Raw genomic sequence first — 17,881 nt, forward strand, 5'->3', positions numbered from 1 at the left:
AAAAAAGGGCGGACACTGCGACCGCCCTTTTTGTTTTCAGCCCGCCGTATCGGCCGGCGTCGTCTCTTTCTCATCTTCCGGCGCCTTGGTCTGCCGGATGAAGATGCGCGCCGCGATGATGCCCAGCTCGTACAGGATGCACATGGGCACCGCCAGCGAGAGCTGCGACACCACGTCCGGCGGCGTCACCACGGCGGCCACCACGAAGGCGCCGACCACGAAGTAGCCGCGGAAGGACTTGAGCTTGTCGATGCTTACCAGGCCCATGCGCGCCAGCACCACCACCACCACCGGCACCTCGAAGGCGATGCCGAAGGCCATGAACATGGTCAGCACGAAGCTGAGGTATTCCTCGATGTCTGGCGCCGGCGTGATGCTCTTGGGCGCGAAGCTCTGGATGAAGGCGAAGACCTTGCCGAACACGAAGAAGTAGCAAAACGACATGCCGATGAAGAACAGCAGGCTCGACGACACCACCAGCGGCAGCACCAGCTTTTTCTCGTGCAGGTACAGGCCCGGCGCCACGAAGGCCCAGACCTGGTAGAGCACCACCGGCAGCGCGATCACGAAGGCCGCCATCATCAGGATCTTCAGCGGCACCATGAAAGGCGAGATCACCGAGGTGGCGATCAGCGTGGCGCCGGCGGGCAGGTGGGCGATCAGCGGCGCGGCCAGCAGGTCGTAGAGCGCGCCCGGGCCGGGATAGAAGAAGAGCACCCCGCCGGCGATGGCGACCGCGATCAGCGCCTTCACCAGCCGGTCGCGCAGCTCCATCAAATGCTCTACGAAGGGCTGTTCGGTGCCGGCGAGTTCGTCTTCGCGGGAGGGATCAGGCATGGGGCTCCGGCAACGCACGTACGGGTGACGGCGCGCCTGTTCTCGGTTGGATTATTTGGGCCGGTAACGGGCCACGCGTGCGGCGCCCGACAGGACTTTGCCGCGCACGCCGGCGCGCGCCTTGTACCACTGCGGCGTGGCACCGCGCTTGACGCGCCAGTTCTTGCCCGGATGCCGGTATTGCGGCGGCACCGGCTCCACATGGGTGCTGGGCGGCGCGATGCTGTTGGCGCTGTCCTGGCCGCTGTCCCAGGAACTCTGGAACTCGCTGGCGTGTGTCTGCACCGACTGGTGCACGTCGCGCGCGGCGGACTCGACCGTGTCCTTCATCTTGCGGAGCTCGTCGAGCTCCATGGAACGGTTGACCTCGGACTTGACGTCGTTGACATAACGCTGGGCCTTGCCCAGCAGCGTGCCCACGGTGCGCGCCACGCGCGGCAGCTTCTCCGGCCCGATGACGATCAGCGCCACCGCGCCGATCAGCGCCATCTTGGAAAGACCGATGTCGATCACGGTGCGCGTTCGCCTTCAGCTGCGCCGCGCGGGCTCAAGAACGGGTCTTGGTTTCGACGTCGATCGGCGCCTTGTCGGCCGCCGCGGGCGTGTGCGCCACATGCGCCGAGGACGGCGGGACCGCGGGCGATGCCGGATCGGCCGAGCCGTCCTTCATGCCGTCCTTGAAGCCCTTGACGGCGCCGCCGAGGTCCGAGCCCATGTTCTTGAGCTTCTTGGTGCCGAACACCATCACCACGATCAGCAGCACGATCAGCCAGTGCCAAATGGAAAAAGAACCCATGGATATCTCCTAACGATGTCTGCGATTCTAGGCCCGCCAAAAGGCCCTCAAAACCGAATTAGCCACGCGACCAGGGCCGTTTACCGCCCATGACATGCACATGCAGGTGGTGCACCTCCTGGCCGCCCTCGGCGCCGGTGTTCACCATGACCCGGAAACCACCTTCGGGATAGGGGTTGCAGCCCTGCTCCAGCGCCAGTTTCGGCGCCAGCAGCATGATGCGGCCGAGCAGCGCGCCATCCGCCTCGGTGGCCTGGGCCAGCGAAGGGATGTGCGCCTTGGGCACGATCATGAAATGCACCGGCGCGGCCGGATGGATGTCGTGGAAGGCGAAGAGTTCCTCGTCCTCGTAGACCTTCTTCGACGGAATCTGGCCGGCGATGATCTTGCAGAAGATGCAGTCCGGATCGTGGCGTGCAAGGGTGGCGCTCATTTTTTTCAGACGTCCATGGCCTGGCGGCGGTTCATGCGGACCATGCCGAGCAGGATGCGGTAGAGGAACCACAGCGAGATCAGCGTCCAGGCGATCCAGCCGGGGATGAAGAACAGCAGCCACAGCCACGAAGTGAGCAGGTAGAGCGCGCCGCACCACAGCACCGAGCGCAGGCGCCAGCGGTAGTGCGATTCCTGCCAGGTGCCGGCGGCGTCGCCGCGCTTGACCAGGTCGATCACCAGGGCGATCAGCAGCAGCGTGATCGAAGCCTGCGCGCCCGGCACCACCGCGGCCACGGCCACGATCAGGTGCAGGACGTAGCTGACCCAGCCGAAGGTGGCCAGGCTGTCGTCGGTGGTGGTTTCGGCCATGGCTTTAACGTGCGCCTTCCGCGGCCTCGCGGGCCACGGCCTTGCGCAGGGATTTTTCCTCGATGCCGCTGGTGCCTTCGCGGCGCGCCAGTTCCTGGATCACGTCGGCCGGCGTCAGGCCGTAGTGGGCCAGCGCCACCATGCAGTGGAACCACAGGTCGGCCACCTCGTAGACGACCTTGCTGCGGTCGCCGCCGTGGTCGGCATCCTTGGCGGCCAGCACCACCTCGGTGGCTTCCTCGCCGATCTTCTTCAGGAAGGCGTCCGGGCCCTTGTGCAGCAGGCGGGCGACGTAGCTGCTGTCCGGATCGCCGCCGCGCGCGGGCAGGCGGCTTTCGATGATCTGGGCCAGCCGGGCCAGGACTTCGGCCTGGGGTGCGTTGTCTTGCGTCGTGCTCATGAGTAGATGGATTCCGGGTCTTTCAGCACCGGATCGACCGGTGTCCAGGCGCCGTCCTTCAGCACGCTGAAAAAGCAGCTGTGGCGGCCGGTGTGGCAGGCGATGCCGGGCTCGTGGCCGAGTTGCGTGACCTTGAGCAGCACCACGTCGTTGTCGCAGTCGAGCCGGATCTCGTGCACCTGCTGCACATGGCCGGATTCCTCGCCCTTGAACCACAGGCGCTGGCGCGAGCGGCTGTAGTAGACGCCCCGGCCCAGCTCGGCGGTCTTTTCCAGCGCCTCGCGGTTCATCCAGGCGAACATCAGCACGTCGTTGCTGCCCTGCTCCTGCGCGATGACGGGGACCAGGCCCTGCGCATCCCATTTGACTTCGTCTAACCAATTCATTTAATGATTATGGCTCGCCCCCAGGCTTGCCCACTTCGTGTGGCCGCCAACCCCCTACCGGGGGCGCCGGGCTGCTCGGCATAGCCTCGCCACCACGGCCCTGAGGCAGTCGGCCTAGCTTCGCTGTGCCTCCCAGCGGCGGTTTGCTCAGAGCCGGATCGGGATGCCCCGCGCGGCCATGGCCGTCTTGGCCTCGCCCACGGTGTGCTGGCCGTAGTGGAAGATGCTGGCCGCCAGCACCGCGTCGGCGCCGCCCTGCTGCACGCCGTCGGCCAGGTGTTCCAGGTTGCCGACGCCGCCGGAGGCGATCACCGGCACCGGCACCGCGTCGCTGACGGCGCGGGTCAGCGCCAGATCGAAACCGATCTTGGTGCCGTCGCGGTCCATGCTGGTCAGCAGGATCTCGCCAGCGCCGCGGCGCGCCATCTCGGTGGCCCAGGCGACGGCGTCCATGCCGGTGTTCTTGCGGCCGCCGTGGCTGTAGACGTCCCAGCCGGGGCCGCGCGCGATCTCGTCCTCGCCGCTGCGGCGCTTGGCGTCGATGGCCACCACGATGCACTGGGCCCCGTAGCGGGCCGAGGCATCCTCGATCACCTGCGGATTGGCGATGGCGGCGGAGTTGAAGCTGGTCTTGTCGGCGCCGGCGTTGAGCAGGCGGCGCACGTCGTCCACGGTGCGCACGCCGCCACCGACGGTCAAGGGGATGAAGACCTGCGAGGCGACCGCCTCGATGATCGGCAGGATCAGGTCGCGGCCGTCGCTGGTGGCGGTGATGTCGAGGAAGGTCAGCTCGTCGGCGCCCTGCAGGTTGTAGCGGGCGGCGATTTCCACCGGGTCGCCGGCATCGCGCAGTTCCAGGAAATTGACGCCCTTGACGACGCGCCCTCCGGTGACGTCGAGGCAGGGAATGATGCGTTTGGCGAGCATGGGAAAAGGTTCAGGGGCCGTTCGGCCGTTCAGGCCGGGACGACGGAAAGCTTCTGGGCGCCGGCCCAGACCTCGCCGGGCGCCACGCGCACCGGCGTGTCGACCACGGCGGCCTCCACGCACAGCATCTGGCGGTAGCCGTCGGCCGGCATCTGGGCGAGCTTGGCGCAGAGTTCGGCGCCGGGGTTCCAGACGGTGGTCTGGGCGTAGACCGGGTCCTGCGCGATGGACAGCCGGCCCAGGCCGTCGGCCAGGGTCAGCGGCGCGGGCGCGGCTTCGTAGACACGGTCGGTCTGGCCCTGGATGGCCAGCGCGGCGCCGGATGGCAGCGGCGCGGGATGGGTGTCGGTGACGGCGTCCCAGTAAGGCAGGCCGCCCAGGCCGTGCAGGCGCACCGCATCGATGTCGTCGATGCGCAGATAAGTGTGCAGCGCCATGGTGAACGCGAAGGCCTCGCGGCCGGTGTTCTCCACCATCAGGCCGATGGTGAGCGACTGCGGCGCCAGGCCCACCTCGATGCGGGCATTGAAGGCATGCGGCCACATCGCGCGGGTGGCTTCGCTGTCGCGCAGGGCCAGCACCACGGTATGGTCGTCGCCGGCCTCGGGCACCGGGCTCCAGGCCAGGTTGCGCACGAAGCCGTGCTTGGGCAGTGGGCCGCGTTCGTTGAACTGCGGCCAGCACACCGGCACGCCGCCGCGGATCGCGGCCTGGCCGTCGAACAGGGCTTCGGGGCTGAGATAGAGCCGCTCGGGTCCGCCGGCCGGTGTCCAGGACAGCACCTGCGCGCCGTGCAGCGCCACGATGGCGCGGTCGCCCTCGGGCAGGCTCAGCTCGATGGCGGGCTGGCCGTGGAAGGTGATGTTGCTGGACGCCATGTTCGCCGGTCTCAGACCGCCAGTTCGTCGGCGCGAACCTGCGCCGCGGAAAAATCGAGGTCGCCCGAGTAGATCGCCCGGCCGCAGATCACGCCTTCGACGCCTTCGGACTCCACCGCGCAGAGCTGCTCGATGTCCTGCATGTTCGACAGGCCGCCCGAGGCGATCACCGGGATCGTCAGCGCCTGCGCCAGCTTGACGGTGGCGTCGATGTTGATGCCCGAGAGCATGCCGTCGCGGCCGATGTCGGTGTAGATGATGGATTCCACGCCCCAGTCCTCGAACTTCTTGGCGATGTCCACGACCTCGTGGCCGGTGAGCTTGCTCCAGCCGTCGGTGGCGACCTTGCCGTCCTTGGCGTCCAGGCCCACGATGATGTGGCCGCCGAAGGCGCTGCAGGCGTCCTTCAGGAAACCCGGGTTCTTCACTGCGGCGGTGCCGATGATCACGTAGCGCAGGCCGGCGTCGATGTATTTCTCGATGGTGTCCAGGTCGCGGATGCCGCCGCCGAGCTGCACCGGGATCTCCGAGCCCACCTCACGCAGGATGGAACGGATGGCGGCCGCGTTCTGCGGCTTGCCGGCGAAGGCGCCGTTCAGATCCACCAGGTGCAGGCGGCGTGCGCCGGCCTCCACCCATTTGCGCGCCATGGCGGCCGGGTCTTCGCCGAAGGTGGTGGATTGGTCCATGTCGCCTTGCTTGAGGCGCACGCAGTGACCGTCTTTGAGATCGATGGCGGGGATGAGAAGCATGGTGCCGTCTGCAGCAGATGGAAGGGGAGACTGGAGGAAGGCCCCCGGTCAGGGGTTCCAGGAGAGGAAGTTGCGGTAGAGCGCCAGGCCATGATCGGCGCTCTTCTCCGGGTGGAATTGGGTCGCAAAAATGTTATCGCGTGCAACGGCTGCGGTAAAGCGTGCGCCGTAGTCCGCCTCGCCCGCGCTGTAGCGGCTCTCGGCGGGGCGGGCGTAGAAGCTGTGCACGAAATAGAACCAGGCGCCATCGGGCACGCCGGCCCAGACGGGATGCCGCGCGGCGTCGCCGAAAGGCATCTGGAACACCTGGTTCCAGCCCATCTGCGGCACCTTGAAGCGGCTGCCGTCGGGCTGCAGCCGGCCGGCCAGGTCGAACTTGACGACCTCGCCGGGGATCAGCGCCAGGCCGTCGGTCGGGCCTTCGGCGCTGCGATCGAGCAGCATCTGCATGCCCACGCAGACGCCGAACAGCGGCTTCTGCGCTGCGGCTTCCAACACCGAGGCACGCAGGCCGGAATCGGCCAGCTCACGCATGCAATCGGGCATGGCGCCCTGGCCGGGCAGCACCACGCGGTCGGCGGCGCGCACGGTTTCGGGCTCGGCCGTCACCACGACGTTCCAGCCGGTGCCCAGAGCGGCGTGCTGCACCGCCTGCGACACCGAGCGCAGGTTGCCCATGCCGTAATCGACCACGGCGACGGTCTTGGATGAAGTCATGTCACCTGGCCACCGGCAAGATACGCGCCAGCGGCCTTTCCTTGAAGTCGGTTCAGAGCGAACCCTTGGTGGACGGAATGACGCCGGCGGCGCGCGGATCGCGCTCCAGCGCCGCGCGCAGGGCGCGGGCGAAGGCCTTGAAGATGGTCTCGGCCTGGTGGTGCGCGTTGACGCCCTTCAGGTTGTCGATGTGCAGGGTGACGCCGGCGTGGTTGACGAAGCCCTGGAAGAATTCCCAGGTGAGCTGGGTGTCGAAGGCGCCGACCATGCCGCTGCTGAACTTCACGTCCATATGCAGGCCCGGGCGGCCGGAGAAATCGACCACCACCCGCGACAGGGCCTCGTCCAGCGGCACGTAGGCATGGCCGTAGCGGCGGATGCCGCGTTTGTCGCCCACCGCCACGGCGAAGGCCTGGCCGAGGGTGATGCCTACGTCTTCCACCGTGTGGTGGCCGTCGATGTGCAGGTCGCCCTGGCAATCGATGTCGAGGTCGATCAGCCCGTGGCGGGCGATCTGGTCGAGCATGTGGTCGAAGAAGCCGATGCCGGTGGCGAGCTGGGCCTTGCCGCTGCCGTCGAGGTTGATGCGCACGGTGATGCGGGTCTCGGCGGTGTTGCGGCTGACCTCGGCGGTGCGGTCGGCGCTGGCGGATACGGAAAGGGCGGTGGTCATGGGGTTTTATGCAGGCAGGCGCTGAGCGCGGCGATCAGCTGCGTGTTCTCGTCGGCCGTGCCGACGGTCAGGCGCAGGCAGCCGGTGAGCGAAGCGTGCATTGTAGAAACGTTCTTGACCAGCACCCCGGCGCTGCGCAGCGCCTGGAAGGCGCGCAGGGCGCCGGCGTCGTCCGGCGCCAGGCGCAGCAGCACCATGTTGGCGTCGCTGTCCCAGGCCGTCACGCCCGGCAGGGCGCGCAGCGCGGCGAGCAGCCGGGTGCGTTCGGCGATCACCTCGGCCGCCTGGGCCGCGAACACGTCCGCATGCTCCAGGGCGAAGAGCGCGCATTCGGCGTTGAGGGTGCTGATGTTGTAGGGCGGGCGTAGCTTGTCGATCTCGGCGACGAGTGCGGCCGGGCCCATGAGGTAACCGATGCGCACGCCGGCCAGGCCGAACTTGCTGAGGGTGCGCAGCAGCAGCACGTGTTCGTGGGCCTGCGGCTCGGCGCGGATGCTGTCGATCCAGCTGCGACCGGCGAAGGGCTGGTAGGCCTCGTCGATCACCGCGATGCCGCCATGCTCGGCCACGGCGGCGATCACCCGGCGCATCGCGGCTTCGTCCCACAGGCCGGCAGTGGGGTTGTTGGGCCAGGCCAGGTGGACGATGGCGGGTTTTTCCTTCGCGATGGCGGCGCACATGGCGTCGGCGTCGAGCTGGAAGTCGTCCGGCCGCAGCGGCACGCCGACGAAACGCAGGCCCAGCAGCTTCGCGCTGAAGGCGTACATGACGAAGCCGGGTTCGGGCGCGAGTACGGCGGGCAACTGGCCGTTCGCTGTCTCGGACGGCGGGATCGCGCAGGCCAGGGTGACCAGCGAGATCAGTTCGTCCGAGCCGTTGCCCAGCATCAGCGACCAGCCGGCCGGCGGCGCCGCGTAGGCGGTGAGCGCGGCGCGCAGGTCGGCCACGCGGTCGCCGGGATAGCGGTTGAGCGCGACGGCGCCCAGTCGGGCTCCCAGCTCGGCTTGCAGCGCGGCCGGCAGCCCGTGCGGGTTCTCCATGGCATCGAGCTTGACCAGCCCCGTCGAGTCCTGCACCGCATAGGCGTGCAGTCCCTGGACGTCGCGCCGGATGCGTGCCAGCGCGGCCGTCATGGCTTCAGCCGCATCTCGGCCGCGCGGGCATGGGCCTGCAGGCCTTCGCCATAGGCCAGCGTGGCGGCGATGCCGCCCAGCGACTGGGCGCCCTGCTCGCTGACTTCGATGATGCTGCTGCGCTTCTGGAAGTCGTACACGCCCAGCGGGCTGGAGAAACGCGCGGTGCCGCTGGTCGGCAGCACGTGGTTGGGGCCGGCGCAGTAGTCGCCCAGGCTTTCGCTGGTGAAGGCACCCAGGAAGATGGCACCGGCGTGGCGCAGCAGCGGCTCCCAGCGGTGCGGGTCATTGCTGGAGATCTCCAGGTGTTCCGGGGCGATACGGTTGCTGATCTCGCAGGCCTCTTCCATGCTGCGGGTGAGGATCAGCGCGCCACGGCCGTTGAGGCTCCTGGCGATGATCTCTGCGCGCGGCATCTCGGGCAGCAGGCGGTCGATGGCTTGCTGCACGGCCTCGATGTAGGCGGCGTCGGGGCAAAGCAGGATGCTTTGCGCCAGCTCGTCGTGCTCGGCCTGACTGAACAGGTCCATGGCCACCCAGTCGGGCGGCGTGCTGCCGTCGGCCAGCACCAGGATCTCGCTGGGGCCGGCGATCATGTCGATGCCCACCGTGCCGAACACCCGGCGCTTGGCCGCGGCCACGTAGGCATTGCCGGGGCCGGTGATCTTGTCCACCGCCGGCACCGTCGCCGTGCCGTAGGCCAGGGCCGCCACGGCCTGCGCGCCGCCGATGGTGAAGGCGCGGCTGACGCCGGCCACATGGGCAGCGGCCAGCACCAGGGCGTTGCGTTCGCCCTTGGGCGTGGGCACGACCATGATGATTTCGCGCACGCCCGCCACATGGGCCGGCACGGCGTTCATCAGCACCGAGGAGGGATAGGCCGCCTTGCCGCCCGGCACATAGATGCCGACCCGGTCCAGCGGCGTGACCTTCTGGCCCAGCAGGGAGCCGTCGGCATCGCGGTAGCTCCAGCTCTCGCCGGAGGCCTTTTTCTGCGCTTCGTGGTAGCTGCGCACCCGGGCGGCGGCCGTCTGCAGGGCGTGGCGCTGCACTTCGGGCAAAGAGTCGAAGGCGGCCTTCAGTTCGTCCTGGGTGATCTCCAGTTCGGCGAGGCTGGCCGCCTGCAGGCCGTCGAAACGCGCGGTGTATTCGAGCACCGCCGCATCGCCGCGCGACTGCACGTCGGCCAGGATGTCGGCCACCCGCTGCTCGATCGCCGCATCGGTATCGGCCGACCAATGCAGCCGTGCCTTGAATGCGCGCTCGAAATCGGCGTCGGCACAGGACAGGCGGGCAGGTCGGGCGAGGAGTTCCATGGCTTTCTTCAGTCGGGACGGATGGCGGACGCGAAGGCGTCGATGATCTGGCGGATGGGTTCGCGCTTGAGCTTGAGTGCGGCCGGGTTGACGACCAGGCGGGAGCTGATGTCCATGATGCGTTCCACCTCGACGAGATGGTTGGCCTTCAGGGTGTTGCCGGTGGAGACCAGGTCGACGATGGCATCGGCCAGGCCCGTCAGCGGCGCCAGCTCCATGCTGCCGTAGAGCTTGATCAGGTCCACGTGCACACCCTTGGTGGCGAAGAATTCCCGGGCGATGCCGACGTACTTGGTGGCCACCTTCAGGCGGCTGCCCTGGCGCACGGCATGGGCGTAGTCGAAGTCGCTGCGCACGGCGACACTGACGCGGCATTTGGCGATGCGCAGGTCCAGCGGCTGCACCAGGGAGGCACCGCCGGGGTGCTCCATATTGTGTTCGAGCAGGGTGTCCAGGCCGGTCACGCCCAGGTCGGCGCCGCCGTATTCGACATAGGTCGGCACGTCGCTGGCGCGCACCAGCACCACCCGCACTTCGGGGCGGCTGGTCGGCAGGATCAGCTTGCGCGACTTTTCCGGGTCCTCCAGCACTTCGATGCCGGCGGCGGCCAGCAGCGGCAGGGTCTCCTCGAAGATGCGGCCCTTGGACAAGGCAAGTGTGATCACGGCACGAGCCTTTCGATGTCGGCGCCGATGGCGCGCAGCTTTTCTTCCATGCGGTCGTAGCCGCGGTCCAGGTGGTAGATGCGGTCGACCACCGTCTCGCCCTCGGCCACCAGGCCGGCGATGACCAGGCTGGCAGAGGCGCGCAGGTCGGTCGCCATCACGGTGGCGCCGGAGAGCTGCTTCACGCCCTCGACCATGGCGACACGGCCTTCGATGCGGATGTCCGCACCCAGGCGCACCAGCTCGTTCACATGCATGAAGCGGTTCTCGAAGATGGTCTCGGTTGCCATCGAGGCGCCCTGCGACACGGCGTTGAGCGCCATGAACTGTGCCTGCATGTCGGTCGGGAAACCCGGGTACTCGGTGGTGCTGAAGCTCTGGGCATTCAGGCGGCCATGGGCCGGGCCGGCCGAGCGCACTCGCACGCCGCCCTCTTCGGCCACCACATCGACACCCGCGTCGCGCAGCTTGTCGATCACGGCTTCGAGATGGTCGGCCCGGGCCTGGCGCAGCAGCACGTCGCCGCCGGTGGCCGAGACGGCGCACAAAAAGGTGCCGGCCTCAATGCGGTCGGCCACCACGGTGTGTTCGCAGCCGTGGAGTTTTTCCACGCCCTGGATGGTGATGTGGCTGGTGCCGTGGCCCTGGATCTTCGCGCCCATCTTGATGAGCATTTCGGCCAGGTCGCCGATCTCGGGCTCCTGGGCGGCGTTCTCCAGCACCGTCTCGCCTTCGGCCAGCGCGGCGGCCATCAGGAAGTTCTCGGTGCCGGTGACGGTGACCATGTCGGTGCTGATGCGCGCGCCCTGCAGCCGGGTGCGGCCTTCGGGCAGGGTGGCGATCATGTAGCCGTGCTCGACCTTGATCTCGGCGCCCATGGCCTGCAGGCCCTTGATGTGCTGGTCCACCGGCCGCGAGCCGATGGCGCAGCCGCCGGGCAGCGAGACGGTGGCGCGGCCGAAGCGCGCCAGCAGCGGGCCCAGGGCCAGCACCGAGGCCCGCATGGTCTTGACCAGGTCGTAGGGGGCTTCGGGCTTGTCGAGCGAACCGGCGTTCAGCCGCACGGTGGAGCCGCCCTCCTCCCGCTCGGCCGACACGCCCATGTTGCGCACCAGCTTGAGCATGGTGGAGACATCCTGCAGGCGCGGCACGTTGTGCAGCACCACCGGATCTTCGGTCAGCAGGGCGGCGCAGAGTTCGGGCAGGGCGGCGTTCTTGGCGCCGGACACGGTCAGCTCGCCCTGGAGCATGCGGCCGCCGCGGATCAGGAGCTTGTCCATCATGCGTCTCCGCCCTGGGCCAGCCATTCGGCGGGCGTGAAGGTCTTCATCGACAGGGCGTGCACCTCGTTGGTCTGGATGCGTTCGCCGAGCGTGGCATAGACGCGCTGGTGGCGCTGGATCGGCCGCAGGCCGGCGAAGCCCTCGGAGACGATGGTGGCGTACCAGTGCGCACCGTCGCCTTCGACGGCGAGGTGTTCGCAGGGCAGGCCGGCGGAAATGATCGAACGCAGTTCTTCGGCGGTCATGTTGGAATTTCAGTTATTCAGCGCAAAGGCAAGCACAGGCGGCCGCCGCCGGGCCGCCCCAAGGCGGCCGCGCCTCCCCCTCGGGGGGTGGCGCCGACACGAAGTGCGAAGCCGGGGGCCATTCAATGTCGGATCTTGTAGCCGGTGGTCAGCAGACGCAAGGCGATCGCGCTGGTCACGAGCCAGGCCACGCCGACCACGCCCAGGCTGACCCAGGGCGAGACGTCGCTGTGGCCGAAGAAGCCATGGCGGAACCCGTCGATCATGTAGAAGAACGGGTTGAAATGGCTCACCGCCTGCCAGAAGGGCGGCAGCGAGTGGATCGAGTAGAAGACGCCGGCCAGGAAGGTCATGGGCATGACCAGGAAATTCTGGAACAGGGCCATCTGGTCGAACTTTTCCGACCACAGCCCGGCGATCAGGCCCAGCGTGCCCATGAGGGCCGCGGCCAGCACCAGGAACACCACGATCCACACCGGCGCCGCGAAGTCCGGCCGCACGAAGAAGACCGCCGTGACGACGAACACCCCCAGCCCCACCACCACGCCGCGCACCAGCGAGGAGCCGACATAGGCCAGGAACATGGCCAGCGGGCTCAGCGGTGTCAGCAGCACGAAGACCAGGCTGCCCATGACCTTGCTCTGGATCAGCGAGGAAGAGCTGTTGGCGAAGGCGTTCTGCAGCACGCTCATCATCACCAGGCCGGGCACCAGGAAGGCGGTGTAGGGAACGGAGCCGTAGACGGTGACATGCGTGCCCAGCGCGTGGCCGAAGATCAGCAGGTAGAGGACGGCGGTCAGGATGGGCGCGCCCAGGGTCTGGAAGCCGACCTTCCAGAAACGCAGCACTTCCTTGTAGAAGAGCGTCTGCCAGCCGGTGATATCGAGGTTCATACGGGCACCTGCCAGCGGTTGCCGCCGCTGCTTTCATCGGCCGACATGACCTGCAGGAACACATCCTCCAGGTCGGCCTTGCGGATCTCCACATCCTCGACGGTAAGGCCGGCGGTGCGCACGGCCGCGAGGTACTGCTCGATCTGCAGCGCGCCCGGCGCGGGCAGCTGCACGATGCGGCCGGTGATGCGGGCCTGGGCGGCGAGTTCGGGCGGCAGTTCGCCGTCGACCTTGAAGCGCAGCACGTTGCCGGTGGCCAGGCGCAGCAGGTCGCTGGTGCGGTTGAGGGCCACCAGTTGGCCTTTCTTGAGCATGGCGATGCGGTTGCACAGCGCCTCGGCTTCTTCCAGGTAGTGGGTGGTCAGCAGCACCGTGTGGCCTTCGCGGTTCAGGCGGGCGACGAACTGCCAGAGCGTCTGGCGCAGTTCCACGTCCACGCCGGCGGTGGGCTCGTCCAGCACGATGATCGGCGGGCGGTGCACCAGGGCCTGCGCCACCAGCACCCGGCGCTTCATGCCGCCGGAGAGCTGGCGCATGTTGGCGGTGGCCTTGTCGGCCAGGCCCAGGTTTTCGAGCAGCTCGTCGATCCAGGCCTCGTTGTTCTTCACGCCGAAGTAGCCGGACTGGATGCGCAGGGTTTCGCGCACATTGAAGAAGGGGTCGAACACCAGTTCCTGCGGCACGATGCCCAGGCGCCGGCGGGCGATGGCGTAGTCGGCCAGCACATCGTGCCCATCCACCAGCACCCGGCCGCCGGTGGCCTTGGCCAGGCCGGCGAGGATGCTGATGAGCGTGGTCTTGCCCGCGCCGTTCGGCCCGAGCAGGCCGAAGAATTCGCCGGGCTCGATGTCGAAGCTGACGTTGTCGAGCGCCTGGAGGGTGCCGCGCGCGCTGGCGTAGCGCTTGGAGACGGACTGGAAGGAGATGGCGGCCATGGGGAGCGGGGGATTCTAAGTGGTCGGCCCGCGGCCGCCGGGCGAAGGGGTATCGGCGCCCTGCGGGGGCGCGATGGGCTCAGCCCGCGGGCAGCAGGGCCGCGACGCCGTAGAGCGCGGCCAGGCCGGACAGGCGCGGATGCAGGCCGCGCACCACGAAGCTGCGGCCCAGGGACAGCACCTCGCGGCGGCAGGCCAGCAGCACGGCCAGCGCGGAGGAGTCGAAACGCACCAGGGCGGAGGCATCGGCCACCACCGGCTCCTGGCCGCGTCCCAGGCCCTGGGTGAGCATGCGCAGGCAGGTCTGGGCCTGGGCATGGGTGAGTTCGCCGGGCAGCACCAGGACCTGGGCTATTTCGCCGAAGGTGGAGTGCGGCGCCGCCGCGGCGGTTTCGGCCATGGCGATCAGCTCTTCTTGCCCGCCTGGTTGGCGGTGTTGCGCGAGGACAGCGCGGCGATCAGGCCGTCGATGCCCTTGGAGTTGATCTCCTGCGCGAACTGGCTGCGGTAGGTTTCCACCAGCCACACGCCGAGGACGTTCAGGTTGTAGATCTTCCAGCCGGCGCCGTCGCCGGGGGTCTTTTCCAGGCGGTAGTCGAGCTGGATCGGGTCGCCGCGGCCGGTGACCTCGGTGCGCACGACGACTTCCTTGTCGGCGGGATCGGCACGCAGGGGCTTGATGTTGACGGACTGGTCGCTGACCTGCGACAGGGCGCCGGCATAGGTGCGCACCAGCAGCTTCTTGAACTCGTCCTGCAGCTTCTGCTGCTGTTCGGGCGATGCCTGGCGCCACTGCGGACCGACGGCGGCGGCGGTCATGCGGCGGAAGTCCAGGTTGGGCATGATCTTGGTGTCGACCAGGGCCATCACCTTGTTCAGGTCGCCGTTGCGCAGGGAGGCGTCGGCCTTGATCGCGCCCAGGGTTTCTTCGGACAGGCGCTTGATCATCGCGTCCGGGGCTTCGTCGGCGGCGAACACGGACAGCGGCAGGGCCAGGCTGGCGGCGGCGGCGAGGCCGCAGATTGCGCGGGTGAGGAAACGTCGGTTCATCTGCATTGGGTGTACTCCTTGGTCTTGCGGTGGCGCCAGGATGGCCGCCACGGCGCGGATGCGGTTCGAACGCAGCATCGCATGCATGTTCCGCATGGTGACGCCGGACTTGCAACTGCCTGCAACCCGGCGCCCCTGGGCTTACTTGCCGATGGCGGCGGCGGCGCCCGGTCCGCTCTCCACGCCAGCTTCGGCGGCGTCGTCGAGATCGCCGTCGTTCTCGGTGGTGTCCTTGCGCTGGTTGCGGCGCAGCTGCAGGAAGGCGTCGCGGGTGAAGCTGTACTGGTCGAGCGCGGCGCCGTCGAGCACCGAACTCACCCGCAGCAGGCTGGCGCGGGTGTCCACCACACGCAGGGCGTAGAGCGAATTGCGCACGGCCACGTCGTCCACCTGGGACAGCAGGTTGCCCTGCAGGTCCACCGGCAGCGCGGCGGTGTCGCGCACGGTCGAGGGGCCGAGCAGCGGCAGGATCAGGTAGGGGCCGGTGGGCACGCCGTAGAAGGCGAGCGTCTGGCCGAAGTCCTGCTTGTGGCGGTCGATATTGGCTTCACCGGCGATGTCGATCAGGCCGCCGATGCCGAACACGGTGTTGACCGCGAAGCGGATCCAGGTCTCGCCCGCATCCTGGATGCGGCCCTGCAGCAGGTTGTTGACCAGCGACCATGGCTCGGTCAGGTTGCGGAAGAAGTTGCCCACCCCGGTGCGCACCGGCGAAGGTGTCACGTCGCGGTAGACGGTGGCCACAGGCTTCAACACCGCGCGGTCGACCGTGTCGTTGAACTTGTAGACGCTGCGGTTGAAGGGCTCGAAGGGGTCGCGCGGGTTGCGCTCGGGCCCGGTGGCGCAGCCGGCCAGCACCAGGGCGGCGGCCACGGCCGCCAGCAGGCGCACGGGCACGGCCCGGTAGAAGCGGGAGATTTGTGTTTCGTTCATTTCTTGGCACCTGCCGCCGGCGTCGGGCCGTCGGCAGCCTTGTTGTAGAGGAACTGGCTGATCAGGTTCTCCAGCACGACCGCCGACTGGGTGGTCGTGATGACGTCGCCCGCCGCCAGGTTCTTTTCATCGGCACCGGCTTCCACGCCGATGTATTGCTCGCCCAGCAGGCCGCTGGTCAGGATCTTGAGGGAGCTGTCCTTGGGGAACACATAGCGGTCCTGCAGGGACAGCACCACCGAGGCCTGGTAGTTCTTGTCGTCGAAGTTGATCGACTCGACCCGGCCCACCACCACGCCGGCGCTCTTGACCGCCGACTGGGCCTTGAGCCCGCCGATGTTGTCGAAGCGCGCCGTCACCCGGTAGGTGGGCTGGAAGCTCAGCCGCAGCAGGTTGGCCGACTGCAGCGCCAGGAACAGCAGCGCGGCCGCGCCCAGCAGCACAAAGATGCCGACCCATACGTCGCTTTTGGATTTTTCCATTTTCCGAATATCTCCCTTGCGTCAATCGGCAAGTTTCAAGATGCAGCCCCGGCCCATGCCTACAGGCTGAACATCATCGCGGTCAGCAGGAAGTCCAGGCCCAGCACCGCCAGCGATGCCACGACCACGGTACGTGTGGTGGCCCGCGACACGCCTTCGGGCGTGGGCTTGGCCGAATAGCCCTGCAGCAGCGCGACGAAGGTCACGGTCAGCGCGAACACGATGCTCTTGACCACGCCGTTGCCCACGTCGGCCAGCACATCCACGCCGCCCTGCATCTGGCCCCAGAAGGAGCCCTCGTCCACGCCGATCAGCACCACGCCGACGACCCAGCCGCCCAGGATGCCGACCGCGCTGAACACCGCCGACAGCAGCGGCAGCGCGATCACGCCGGCCCAGAAGCGGGGTGCGAGGATGCGGCGCACCGGGTCGATGGCCATCATCTCCATCGCGGTGATCTGCTCGCCGGCGCGCATCAGGCCGATCTCGGCGGTGAGCGAGGTGCCGGCACGGCCGGCGAAGAGCAGCGCCGAGACTACCGGCCCCAACTCGCGCACCAGCGACAGCGCCACCAGCAGGCCGAGCGCGCTCGAGGCGCCGTAGCGCTGCAGCGTGTAGTAGCCCTGCAGGCCCAGCACGAAACCGACGAAGAGGCCGGAGACCGCGATGATCGCCAGCGAATAGTTGCCCAGGAAATGCAGTTGCTCGCCCACCAGGCGGAAGCGCCGCAGCGTGGGGCCGGCCAGCATGATCAGCCGGAAGAACAGCCGCGCGGCCGCGCCCAGGCCGGCCAGCCAGCCGCGGGTGGCGGCGCCTACGTCGGCGGGATGCCACCACCTCATGGCGCCTTCCTTCCATGGGTGGGCGGACCGAAGTCGGCCTCGGCGCTGACGCCGGGATAGTGGAAACGCACCGGCCCGTCGGGCTCGGCATGCACGAACTGGTGCACCAGGGGATCGGTGCTGTGGCGGATCGAATCGGGCGTGCCCTGCTGCGCGATGCTGCCGTTGGCCAGCACCACCACGTGGTCGGCGATGCCCAGGGTCTCGTCCACGTCGTGCGAGACGACGATGCTGGTCAGGCCCATGGCGTCGTTCAACTGGCGGATCAGGCGGGCGGAGATGCCCAGCGAAATCGGGTCCAGGCCGGCGAAGGGCTCGTCGTAGAGCACCAGCTCCGGATCGAGCGCGATGGCACGCGCCATCGCCACCCGGCGTGCCATGCCGCCGGAGATCTCGCTGGTGCTCAAGTTGCGCGCGCCGCGCAGGCCGACCGCGTCGAGCTTCATCAGCACGATGTCGCGGATCAGCGCGTCGGAGAGGTCGGTGTGCTCGCGCAGCGGGAAGGCCACGTTCTCGAACACGTTCAGGTCGGTGAACAGGGCGCCGAACTGGAACAGCATGCCCATGCGGCGGCGCGCGGCGAAGAGATCCTTCGAATCCATCGCGCCCACGTCCTTGCCGTCGAACAGCACCTGGCCGGACTGGGCCCGTGCCTGGCCGCCGATCAGGCGCAGCACCGTGGTCTTGCCGCCGCCGGAGGCGCCCATCAGCGCCGTGACCTTGCCGCGCGGCACGGCCAGGGTCACGCCGTCGAGCACCTTGCGCTGGCCATAGCCGAAGCTGACCTCGCGCAGCACGACCAGGTTGTCGGTGCCGGCGGGGTCAGGAGAAGGGGGCGATGCGGGCGCGGTGGGATCCATGCAAAGAAAAAGCCGGACGAAGGCCCGGCTTGGGATTGGGGATGATAAGGGATCGGCGTAACCCCTGAATACCC

At 68.2% G+C, this 17,881-nt stretch carries 25 protein-coding genes; all 25 read right to left on the reverse strand.

Annotated features, from left to right (window positions below; translation table 11 throughout):
• Positions 1–36: 36 nt before the first annotated feature.
• Positions 37–837, reverse strand: a complete 801-nt coding sequence (gene tatC / locus GT347_RS09395; protein ID WP_160551701.1) for a twin-arginine translocase subunit TatC — start codon at positions 835–837, stop codon at positions 37–39.
• Between the two features lie 51 nt (positions 838–888).
• Positions 889–1,350, reverse strand: coding sequence for a Sec-independent protein translocase protein TatB (gene tatB / locus GT347_RS09400; protein WP_160551702.1), 462 nt, complete (start codon positions 1,348–1,350; stop codon positions 889–891).
• 34 nt (positions 1,351–1,384) lie between these two features.
• Positions 1,385–1,633, reverse strand: a complete 249-nt coding sequence (gene tatA / locus GT347_RS09405) for a Sec-independent protein translocase subunit TatA (RefSeq protein ID WP_160551703.1) — start codon at positions 1,631–1,633, stop codon at positions 1,385–1,387.
• A 58-nt stretch (positions 1,634–1,691) separates the two neighbouring features.
• A complete protein-coding gene (locus GT347_RS09410; protein WP_160551704.1) occupies positions 1,692–2,066 on the reverse strand; it encodes a histidine triad nucleotide-binding protein in 375 nt (124 codons plus the stop codon).
• Positions 2,067–2,071: 5 nt separating this feature from the next.
• Entirely contained in the window at positions 2,072–2,437 is a 366-nt protein-coding gene (locus GT347_RS09415) for a DUF4870 family protein (protein ID WP_160551705.1), read from the reverse strand.
• 4 nt (positions 2,438–2,441) lie between these two features.
• Entirely contained in the window at positions 2,442–2,837 is a 396-nt protein-coding gene (locus GT347_RS09420; protein ID WP_160551706.1) for a phosphoribosyl-ATP diphosphatase, read from the reverse strand.
• Positions 2,834–3,223 carry a phosphoribosyl-AMP cyclohydrolase gene (gene hisI / locus GT347_RS09425; RefSeq protein WP_160551707.1) on the reverse strand — a complete coding sequence of 130 codons (390 nt, stop codon included), beginning with the start codon at positions 3,221–3,223 and terminating at the stop codon, positions 2,834–2,836. Before hisI ends, GT347_RS09420 begins: the two co-directional genes overlap by 4 nt.
• A 147-nt stretch (positions 3,224–3,370) precedes the next feature.
• A complete protein-coding gene (gene hisF, locus GT347_RS09430; RefSeq protein WP_160551708.1) occupies positions 3,371–4,150 on the reverse strand; it encodes an imidazole glycerol phosphate synthase subunit HisF in 780 nt (259 codons plus the stop codon).
• Positions 4,151–4,179: 29 nt separating this feature from the next.
• The gene (locus GT347_RS09435) at positions 4,180–5,028 is read right to left on the reverse strand and encodes a D-hexose-6-phosphate mutarotase (protein ID WP_160551709.1); all 849 of its coding nucleotides are present in this window, start codon (positions 5,026–5,028) and stop codon (positions 4,180–4,182) included.
• An 11-nt stretch (positions 5,029–5,039) separates the two neighbouring features.
• Complete coding sequence (hisA, locus tag GT347_RS09440; RefSeq protein ID WP_160551710.1) at positions 5,040–5,780, reverse strand: 1-(5-phosphoribosyl)-5-[(5-phosphoribosylamino)methylideneamino]imidazole-4-carboxamide isomerase; 741 nt, start codon at positions 5,778–5,780, stop codon at positions 5,040–5,042.
• A 48-nt stretch (positions 5,781–5,828) separates the two neighbouring features.
• Entirely contained in the window at positions 5,829–6,497 is a 669-nt protein-coding gene (hisH, locus tag GT347_RS09445; protein ID WP_160551711.1) for an imidazole glycerol phosphate synthase subunit HisH, read from the reverse strand.
• Between the two features lie 52 nt (positions 6,498–6,549).
• Positions 6,550–7,170 (reverse strand): imidazoleglycerol-phosphate dehydratase HisB, encoded by a 621-nt coding sequence (gene hisB / locus GT347_RS09450; protein WP_160551712.1) that lies wholly within the window; start codon positions 7,168–7,170, stop codon positions 6,550–6,552.
• Positions 7,167–8,303, reverse strand: coding sequence for a pyridoxal phosphate-dependent aminotransferase (locus GT347_RS09455; protein WP_160551713.1), 1,137 nt, complete (start codon positions 8,301–8,303; stop codon positions 7,167–7,169). The genes hisB and GT347_RS09455 overlap by 4 nt, the downstream gene beginning before the upstream one ends.
• Positions 8,300–9,619 carry a histidinol dehydrogenase gene (gene hisD, locus GT347_RS09460; protein WP_160551714.1) on the reverse strand — a complete coding sequence of 440 codons (1,320 nt, stop codon included), beginning with the start codon at positions 9,617–9,619 and terminating at the stop codon, positions 8,300–8,302. The genes GT347_RS09455 and hisD overlap by 4 nt, the downstream gene beginning before the upstream one ends.
• Positions 9,620–9,627: 8 nt before the next feature.
• Positions 9,628–10,284, reverse strand: coding sequence for an ATP phosphoribosyltransferase (gene hisG, locus GT347_RS09465; protein ID WP_160551715.1), 657 nt, complete (start codon positions 10,282–10,284; stop codon positions 9,628–9,630).
• A complete protein-coding gene (gene murA / locus GT347_RS09470; protein WP_160551716.1) occupies positions 10,281–11,564 on the reverse strand; it encodes a UDP-N-acetylglucosamine 1-carboxyvinyltransferase in 1,284 nt (427 codons plus the stop codon). The genes hisG and murA overlap by 4 nt, the downstream gene beginning before the upstream one ends.
• Positions 11,564–11,812 (reverse strand): BolA family protein, encoded by a 249-nt coding sequence (locus GT347_RS09475; protein ID WP_160551717.1) that lies wholly within the window; start codon positions 11,810–11,812, stop codon positions 11,564–11,566. Before GT347_RS09475 ends, murA begins: the two co-directional genes overlap by 1 nt.
• 122 nt (positions 11,813–11,934) lie before the next feature.
• Positions 11,935–12,693 carry an ABC transporter permease gene (locus GT347_RS09480; protein WP_160555286.1) on the reverse strand — a complete coding sequence of 253 codons (759 nt, stop codon included), beginning with the start codon at positions 12,691–12,693 and terminating at the stop codon, positions 11,935–11,937.
• Between the two features lie 8 nt (positions 12,694–12,701).
• Complete coding sequence (locus GT347_RS09485; protein WP_160551718.1) at positions 12,702–13,640, reverse strand: ABC transporter ATP-binding protein; 939 nt, start codon at positions 13,638–13,640, stop codon at positions 12,702–12,704.
• Between the two features lie 79 nt (positions 13,641–13,719).
• Positions 13,720–14,040 (reverse strand): STAS domain-containing protein, encoded by a 321-nt coding sequence (locus GT347_RS09490; RefSeq protein ID WP_160551719.1) that lies wholly within the window; start codon positions 14,038–14,040, stop codon positions 13,720–13,722.
• A gap of 5 nt (positions 14,041–14,045) precedes the next feature.
• The gene (locus GT347_RS09495; protein WP_160551720.1) at positions 14,046–14,696 is read right to left on the reverse strand and encodes an MlaC/ttg2D family ABC transporter substrate-binding protein; all 651 of its coding nucleotides are present in this window, start codon (positions 14,694–14,696) and stop codon (positions 14,046–14,048) included.
• 135 nt (positions 14,697–14,831) lie between these two features.
• Entirely contained in the window at positions 14,832–15,623 is a 792-nt protein-coding gene (locus tag GT347_RS09500) for an MlaA family lipoprotein (protein ID WP_160551721.1), read from the reverse strand.
• Positions 15,620–16,105 carry an outer membrane lipid asymmetry maintenance protein MlaD gene (mlaD, locus tag GT347_RS09505; RefSeq protein ID WP_160551722.1) on the reverse strand — a complete coding sequence of 162 codons (486 nt, stop codon included), beginning with the start codon at positions 16,103–16,105 and terminating at the stop codon, positions 15,620–15,622. Before mlaD ends, GT347_RS09500 begins: the two co-directional genes overlap by 4 nt.
• A gap of 59 nt (positions 16,106–16,164) precedes the next feature.
• Positions 16,165–16,947 carry a lipid asymmetry maintenance ABC transporter permease subunit MlaE gene (mlaE, locus tag GT347_RS09510; protein WP_160551723.1) on the reverse strand — a complete coding sequence of 261 codons (783 nt, stop codon included), beginning with the start codon at positions 16,945–16,947 and terminating at the stop codon, positions 16,165–16,167.
• Complete coding sequence (locus GT347_RS09515; RefSeq protein ID WP_160551724.1) at positions 16,944–17,807, reverse strand: ABC transporter ATP-binding protein; 864 nt, start codon at positions 17,805–17,807, stop codon at positions 16,944–16,946. Before GT347_RS09515 ends, mlaE begins: the two co-directional genes overlap by 4 nt.
• Between the last annotated feature and the right edge of the window lie 74 nt (positions 17,808–17,881).

This window comes from Xylophilus rhododendri (assembly GCF_009906855.1).
Taxonomy (GTDB): domain Bacteria; phylum Pseudomonadota; class Gammaproteobacteria; order Burkholderiales; family Burkholderiaceae_C; genus Xylophilus; species Xylophilus rhododendri.

Excerpts from the sequence above, each read along its gene's own strand:
- tatC (WP_160551701.1), bottom strand. The coding sequence starts at position 837 with ATGCCTGATCCCTCCCGCGAAGACGAACTCGCCGGCACCGAACAGCCC.
- tatA (WP_160551703.1), bottom strand. The coding sequence starts at position 1,633 with ATGGGTTCTTTTTCCATTTGGCACTGGCTGATCGTGCTGCTGATCGTG.
- GT347_RS09410 (WP_160551704.1), bottom strand. The coding sequence starts at position 2,066 with ATGAGCGCCACCCTTGCACGCCACGATCCGGACTGCATCTTCTGCAAG.
- GT347_RS09415 (WP_160551705.1), bottom strand. The coding sequence starts at position 2,437 with ATGGCCGAAACCACCACCGACGACAGCCTGGCCACCTTCGGCTGGGTC.
- GT347_RS09420 (WP_160551706.1), bottom strand. The coding sequence starts at position 2,837 with ATGAGCACGACGCAAGACAACGCACCCCAGGCCGAAGTCCTGGCCCGG.
- hisI (WP_160551707.1), bottom strand. The coding sequence starts at position 3,223 with ATGAATTGGTTAGACGAAGTCAAATGGGATGCGCAGGGCCTGGTCCCC.
- hisF (WP_160551708.1), bottom strand. The coding sequence starts at position 4,150 with ATGCTCGCCAAACGCATCATTCCCTGCCTCGACGTCACCGGAGGGCGC.
- GT347_RS09435 (WP_160551709.1), bottom strand. The coding sequence starts at position 5,028 with ATGGCGTCCAGCAACATCACCTTCCACGGCCAGCCCGCCATCGAGCTG.
- hisA (WP_160551710.1), bottom strand. The coding sequence starts at position 5,780 with ATGCTTCTCATCCCCGCCATCGATCTCAAAGACGGTCACTGCGTGCGC.
- hisH (WP_160551711.1), bottom strand. The coding sequence starts at position 6,497 with ATGACTTCATCCAAGACCGTCGCCGTGGTCGATTACGGCATGGGCAAC.
- hisB (WP_160551712.1), bottom strand. The coding sequence starts at position 7,170 with ATGACCACCGCCCTTTCCGTATCCGCCAGCGCCGACCGCACCGCCGAG.
- GT347_RS09455 (WP_160551713.1), bottom strand. The coding sequence starts at position 8,303 with ATGACGGCCGCGCTGGCACGCATCCGGCGCGACGTCCAGGGACTGCAC.
- hisD (WP_160551714.1), bottom strand. The coding sequence starts at position 9,619 with ATGGAACTCCTCGCCCGACCTGCCCGCCTGTCCTGTGCCGACGCCGAT.
- murA (WP_160551716.1), bottom strand. The coding sequence starts at position 11,564 with ATGGACAAGCTCCTGATCCGCGGCGGCCGCATGCTCCAGGGCGAGCTG.
- GT347_RS09475 (WP_160551717.1), bottom strand. The coding sequence starts at position 11,812 with ATGACCGCCGAAGAACTGCGTTCGATCATTTCCGCCGGCCTGCCCTGC.
- GT347_RS09485 (WP_160551718.1), bottom strand. The coding sequence starts at position 13,640 with ATGGCCGCCATCTCCTTCCAGTCCGTCTCCAAGCGCTACGCCAGCGCG.
- GT347_RS09490 (WP_160551719.1), bottom strand. The coding sequence starts at position 14,040 with ATGGCCGAAACCGCCGCGGCGGCGCCGCACTCCACCTTCGGCGAAATA.
- GT347_RS09495 (WP_160551720.1), bottom strand. The coding sequence starts at position 14,696 with ATGCAGATGAACCGACGTTTCCTCACCCGCGCAATCTGCGGCCTCGCC.
- GT347_RS09500 (WP_160551721.1), bottom strand. The coding sequence starts at position 15,623 with ATGAACGAAACACAAATCTCCCGCTTCTACCGGGCCGTGCCCGTGCGC.
- mlaD (WP_160551722.1), bottom strand. The coding sequence starts at position 16,105 with ATGGAAAAATCCAAAAGCGACGTATGGGTCGGCATCTTTGTGCTGCTG.
- mlaE (WP_160551723.1), bottom strand. The coding sequence starts at position 16,947 with ATGAGGTGGTGGCATCCCGCCGACGTAGGCGCCGCCACCCGCGGCTGG.
- GT347_RS09515 (WP_160551724.1), bottom strand. The coding sequence starts at position 17,807 with ATGGATCCCACCGCGCCCGCATCGCCCCCTTCTCCTGACCCCGCCGGC.